Below are 5973 nucleotides of genomic sequence, written 5' to 3' on the forward strand. Positions count from 1 at the left end.
AAATAATTAAAAATTTTATTTTTTTTGGTGGGAGGGGCGCCCCCCCCTACCAAAACGGCCGGCCGGCACGCCCATCCCACTTTCCTTGTGGAAGTTATTTAATTCTCATTCCTAACCGTCAACAATCAATAATCAACTACTTTGGAGGCGGCAAAATAAAACTCTCCTTTCCATTCTTATCTTTTTGCACCTGAGCTCCCAACTTGACAAGAGCTTGTTTCGCCCTTTGACGCACCAACTTATCAGTTGTTTGAGAATAAACGGTACTCCAAGCAATAAACCGCACCGGCACGCTATCGGGATCTCTGCGTAAATACTCAGCAGTTGCTCGAAACATCGGCGCGAATTTCGGCCCTTCCGGGCTTCCTTGCACCCAATCAGCGGCCATTTCGTGAGAGCGAATTGACTCGGGAATATCCCCCAACAGCAGCAACTCATCAAGACCTTTAGTTCGCCACACTATCCACGATTGGGAATGAATTTGTGGGGAAACGGCAAGGGCCCTAGTACCCCGCTCTATCAAATTAACAGCAGTTTCAGGCTTTCCCTGATAAAAAGAAATAGCTGTGGAAAGAAAGAGATAGATGTCAGCCCACCGCGGGTCGCGCTGCGTAACTATGTCAAAATAATCTTGGCTCAGATTGTAGCCCGTTACATCTCGCGCTTCGTCGTCGCCAAAATACTGCAAAAATTTGAGAAATGTCCAATCTGCAATTAAATTGTCAAAGCCAAAACTAGGGAGATTTTTGAGCATTTTCAGCTGCAGGGCTTCTTGCTGCGCTTCTTGCTGTGCAGCTTGCTTGAAACTGGCAGGAGACATTGCAGAGAGAGGCTTTTGCCCCTGAACGCCCACAGGCGGCATTCCGCCCAACTGCCCGCTCGACTGCATGGCTACGACCCCCGCCAGCGCTGCTAGACCGATAACTCCATTAACGAGCAGGCTCAACCACTTACGCGAAAATTGTTCGATTTTAGCTTCCACGGCACATTTAAATCCAAGTTTTAAATTAAGTTTATGGAAAGAGAGTAATAATTGGTTGGCGATCGACTATAAATCTCGTTAAACTGTCCAAAGGGATGGTGGAGCCTCCACACAATAGTTTAAGTAGTAGTTTGAGATTTTTTAGCAATATAAAATCTCAAATCAAAAATCTAAAATCGAATTGAGCCAAATTCAATGAATCAAGCCCGCAGACGCTTTTCTAAATTACAGGCAGCCCTGTTCAGTGGGGCGATGGCAACAACCGCTTCGATATCTTTACTGGTTCCCGGGCTGAGTCAATCAGTCCGCGCTGAGCTTCAAGATAGCCCCAAAGCTGTCTTAGACGAAGCTTGGCAAATTGTGAACCGAGAGTATGTCGATGGCAGCTTTAACAAGACAGACTGGCAAGTAACTCGCCAAGACTTGCTGAGCCAAAATTATACCTCTCGCGAAGCTGCCTACACCGCCCTCCGCAAAGCCCTAGAGAAATTAGAAGACCCCTACACGCGCTTCATGGACCCGAAGCAGTACGAAGCGCTGACGAATCAAACCTCTGGGGAACTGACAGGGGTGGGGATGAGGCTGGAAGAAGACGAGAAAACGAAAGCTATTAGGGTAGTCGAGCCGATGGAAAATTCCCCGGCCCTGAAGGCAGGGATTCAAGCGGGCGATACGATTTTGGTGATTGACGGCAAAACAACCAAAGGCATGACTGTCTCGGATGCGGCTCAGGTAATTCGGGGCGAGGAAGGCACGAAAGTCACGCTGCGGATTGCTCGTGAGGGCAAAAGCGAATTTGACATCACTCTGACTAGGGCGAGAATTGAGGTAGCAGCGGTTCGCTACAGCCTCAAGAAGGAAGGCGGTAAGAATGTCGGTTACATCCGTTTGCAAGAGTTTAGCTCGCACGCGGGCGAACAAATGCAGGCGGCGATTAAAAAGCTCTCGGCTCAGAAAGCTGATGCTTTTGTTTTGGATTTGCGGGGGAATCCCGGCGGGTTGCTGCGAGTGAGCATTGATATCGCTCGGATGTGGATGGATACAGGGGCGATCGTCCGCACAGTCGATCGCGCGGGGGATTCTCAGGAAATGCGGGCAAACCGCACTGCTATCACTGACAAGCCTTTGGTGGTGCTCGTGGACGATAACTCGGCCAGCGCCAGCGAGATTTTGGCCGGTGCTCTGAAGGACAACAAGCGCGCAACTGTGATGGGCGGCCAAACTTTTGGCAAAGCTTTGGTGCAGTCGGTGCATTCTTTGGCTGACGGTTCGGGATTGGCGGTGACGATCGCTCACTACTATACCCCGAACGGTACGGATATCAGCCACAAGGGGGTTACTCCCGATGTCAAAGTCGAAGTAACCGACGAACAAAAGCTGAAATTAGCTAACAAACCGATGTTGGTGGCGACTAAGGACGATCCTTGCTACGCGCAGGCGATCGCACTTTTGCAAACTACCGCTTCGTCTCCCCGTCCCGTTGCTGGTAAAGAGGCTCTTGTTCCTCAGAAGTAGTTGAAACCGTAAGTTATTAACAATAAGCATGAAGATGAAACCCGCCGATGCGGGTTTTATTTTTGTAGTTTGATTTAGCCTCAGATTGCTAGAAAATGGTTTGTAATAACAGCCAACTATTTAATCCTACTATAATACTAGCCACTAACCAAGCTAAGGCTTTCAGCCAAAATGGATTCACAAATTCTCCCATTAAGTTGCGGTTTGAGGTAAACATTACCAAGGGAATTACTGCAAAGGGTAATTGCAAACTGAGAATCACTTGACTGAAAACCAGTAAATTAGTTGTACTGCCTTCACCAAACAAGATAATTGTGATCAAAGCCGGTACAATGGCAATCAGTCGAGTCAGCAACCGCCGCAACCAAGGCCGCAGCCGAAAATTGAGAAACCCTTCCATCACAATCTGTCCTGCTAGAGTTGCAGTCAAGGTTGAGTTCTGCCCCGAAGCCAATAAAGCAAAGGCAAAAATTGCACTAGCAGAACCCACACCCAGTACCGGAGAAAGGAGTTTGTAAGCATCTTGAATTTCTGCTACTTCTTGATAGCCGGAAAAGTGAAAAGTTGCAGCAGACAATATCAGAATTGCTGAATTAATAAACAAAGCTATTGACAGCGCTACGGTAGAATCAATTGTGCCAAATTTAATTGCTTCCCATTTTTTATCAGAAGCTTCTTCCCAAGCGCGAGTTTGCACGATCGACGAATGCAAGTAAAGATTGTGGGGCATCACAGTTGCCCCCAAAATACCAACTGCAATATAAAGCATTGCCTGATTTTGCAAAATCTCTAGGCTGGGAACATAACCGAGTAAAACTCCTCCGGCATCTGGTTTGGCAAAAATTATTTCGGCAATAAAACAACCGCCAATAATTACAATAATCGTAATCACCAAAGCTTCGATATAACGAAAGCCTTTACCTTGTAAAAATAACACCATCATCACATCTAGCGCAGTGATGCACACTCCCCAAACTAAGGGAATGCCAAATAGCAATTGCAGTCCGATCGCACTACCAACAAGTTCAGCTAAATCGCAAGCTGAAATAGCAATTTCACAAAGTATCCACAGCAAAAAACTAACTCGCGGACTGAAATAATCTCGACAAGCTTGTGCCAAATCTCGTCCCGTTGCCACTCCCAAACGCACACAGAGTGATTGCAGCAAAATTGCCATCAAATTAGATAGCAAAATCACACTTAATAGCGCATAGCCAAACTTTGCTCCCCCCGCTAAGTCAGTCGCCCAGTTTCCGGGGTCCATGTAACCCACTGAAACCAAATATCCAGGCCCTGCGTAGGCCAGCATTTTACGCCAGAAACCTTTGCTGTTGGGAACGGGGATGCTGCGGTGAACTTCAGGCAAGCTGGGCCTATTTTCCGAGTCAGTCATTGGTTTTACCGTTCAATAATTTTCATATTCTTTTCATAATCTCACAAATTCCCCTAAATTTGATCAGTCGTATGGGTCAAAATCCGGCGGAGTCACCGTATATATTAAGTTGTGTATATTTTTGAGATTGAACCGAGGTGCGCGCGATCGACTATGATGAGGTCGATCGACAAAAATCACTCTTATGTGCGAATACTCTATTTCAAAACTCTAGTCGCATTGAAAATAGCTGCTAAAGCCACCCCAACATCGGCAAAAACTGCTTCCCACATTGTCGCTAAACCAAAAGCACCCAAACCAATAAATATCCCTTTGACTGACAGGGCAAAAAGGATATTTTGCCAGACAATATTATGAGTTTTTCGGGCAATTTTAATGGCTTCAGCCACCTTAGACGGTGCATCTGCCATAATCACAACATCGGCAGTTTCGATCGCTGCATCCGAACCCAAACCCCCCATCGCTATGCCCACATCAGCTCTAGCAAGCACTGGTGCATCATTAATTCCGTCCCCCACAAAGACAATTTTATCGCCTTTTTTAGATTGACCGATCTGTTTTTCGATCGCCTCTAATTTTCCTTCTGGTAATAACTCGGCTAAGTAGGAATCTAAACCGAGCTTTTTCGCAACACTATCGGCTACAGACGGAGAAAACACGTTTGATCGAGTTCACAAAGCTTTAACTGAGGAAGGGTTTTGGCTGTCGAGTCTCAACTTTCAGAGTTTTCCTAGGGTGATGCAGAGTACGCGGAAAGCCCTCTCTAGTCAATTCGACCAGCAACACATCGAAGGATTGCCGGGAGTCCGACAGCCGCTGAAGCCAGATATTTCAGAACCCTAGAGCACCTCAAATTAGTTGAGGCTAGTTTGCGCCACTACGTGAGTCTTTGGGCTTTGGCCCTCTTGGATGGCAAGGTGGGTTTTGCCCTGGATATCGCCTTACACGTCGGAGATGCCTAGGGGACAGATCCTGTGGGCGGTATATTGCTAGATCAAACGATCGAACTGGCGAAACAGTATAAATAGGGAAGAGCGAACAGGAAATAGGGAACAGGCGATCGGCCAGCAAATAGGACAAAATTTATGTATTGTGAAACTTCGTTAAGTTTGTAAGCATTAATAAACAATAGTAGTATTATATTACTATAGTAGTCGAGTAAAAAACACATGAGTTAAAGGATAAAAACCTTAAATGCAACTAGCAGAGAGGCACATCATTAAATCTACAGAACATCGTTTCGCGGAAATTGATGAATTAGCTTTTAAATCCAAGAATCTCTACAATGCTGCCAACTACGTCATTCGTCAGAGCTTTACTTATGGATGGGGTTACATTAACTACAATGAAATGAATCGTTTGATGAAATATCATCAAGCATACAAGGCAATGCCCGCTAAGGTCAGCCAACAAATCTTGATGATATTGGACAAGAATTGGAAATCGTTTTTTGAAGCAGTCAAAGCTTATAAAGCTGATTCCTCTAAATTCACTGGTCGCCCAAAACTGCCGAAGTATAAGGATAAAGCCAAGGGTCGTAATATTCTTATCTATACGATTCAGGCAATTAGCAGCAAGCAATTGAAAAAAGGAATTATCAAGCTTTCGGGTACGGAAATTTTGATAAACACCAAAGTAAATCCCGCTCGAATTTGCCAAGTTAGGTTGGTTCCCAAATGTGATTCGTATGTAATTGAGGTAATTTATGATGAACCGGAGTCCACCGTCAGTAACGATATTTTGGCAGCTAGTATTGATTTAGGACTGAATAATTTAGTGGCGTTAACTTCAAATCAGCCGGGTTTCATCCCTCTGTTGATTAACGGGCGACCATTAAAATCGATTAACCAGTTCTACAACAAACGCTCTTCACACTTACAATCTCAGTTAAAAGGAAGTCGCAAAAGTTCGCCCCGCATTCAGCGCTTAACTCGCTGTCGCCACCAAAAAGTCGATAATTACTTGCATCATACCAGTCGCCTGATTGTCGATTATTTGGTCGCCAAACAAATTGGGACGTTAGTAATTGGCAAAAATGCACAATGGAAAACCGAGATTGATTTAGGAAAGCAAACCAACCAAA

The 5973-nt window shown here is 45.3% G+C and carries 4 protein-coding genes and 1 pseudogene; 2 read left to right on the forward strand and 3 right to left on the reverse strand.

Going from position 1 to position 5973, the window contains the following annotated elements:
• Positions 1-136 precede the first annotated feature (136 nt).
• The gene (locus ACUVJL_RS19985) at positions 137-982 is read right to left on the reverse strand and encodes a hypothetical protein (RefSeq protein ID WP_445247431.1); all 846 of its coding nucleotides are present in this window, start codon (positions 980-982) and stop codon (positions 137-139) included.
• A gap of 195 nt (positions 983-1177) precedes the next feature.
• Between ACUVJL_RS19985 and ctpB the strand changes: the two genes are divergently transcribed.
• Positions 1178-2497 carry a carboxyl-terminal processing protease CtpB gene (ctpB, locus tag ACUVJL_RS19990; protein WP_445247432.1) on the forward strand — a complete coding sequence of 440 codons (1320 nt, stop codon included), beginning with the start codon at positions 1178-1180 and terminating at the stop codon, positions 2495-2497.
• Positions 2498-2585: 88 nt separating this feature from the next.
• Here ctpB and ACUVJL_RS19995 read toward each other — a convergent pair whose 3' ends face one another.
• Both ACUVJL_RS19995 and ACUVJL_RS20000 read right to left on the reverse strand, forming a co-directional pair.
• Positions 2586-3890 carry an Nramp family divalent metal transporter gene (locus ACUVJL_RS19995; protein ID WP_445247433.1) on the reverse strand — a complete coding sequence of 435 codons (1305 nt, stop codon included), beginning with the start codon at positions 3888-3890 and terminating at the stop codon, positions 2586-2588.
• A 197-nt stretch (positions 3891-4087) separates the two neighbouring features.
• Positions 4088-4537 (reverse strand): annotated as a pseudogene (locus ACUVJL_RS20000) (HAD-IC family P-type ATPase); the annotation flags it as partial.
• 547 nt (positions 4538-5084) lie between these two features.
• Between ACUVJL_RS20000 and ACUVJL_RS20005 the strand changes: the two are divergent.
• Positions 5085-5973: RNA-guided endonuclease InsQ/TnpB family protein (locus ACUVJL_RS20005; RefSeq protein WP_445247434.1), on the forward strand; the 889-nt coding region annotated here is incomplete at its 3' end.

The sequence above is a fragment of the Microcoleus sp. OTE_8_concoct_300 genome (assembly GCF_031383065.1).
Classification (GTDB): domain Bacteria; phylum Cyanobacteriota; class Cyanobacteriia; order Cyanobacteriales; family Microcoleaceae; genus Microcoleus.

Excerpts from the sequence above, each read along its gene's own strand:
- ctpB (WP_445247432.1), top strand. The coding sequence starts at position 1,178 with ATGAATCAAGCCCGCAGACGCTTTTCTAAATTACAGGCAGCCCTGTTC.
- ACUVJL_RS19995 (WP_445247433.1), bottom strand. The coding sequence starts at position 3,890 with ATGACTGACTCGGAAAATAGGCCCAGCTTGCCTGAAGTTCACCGCAGC.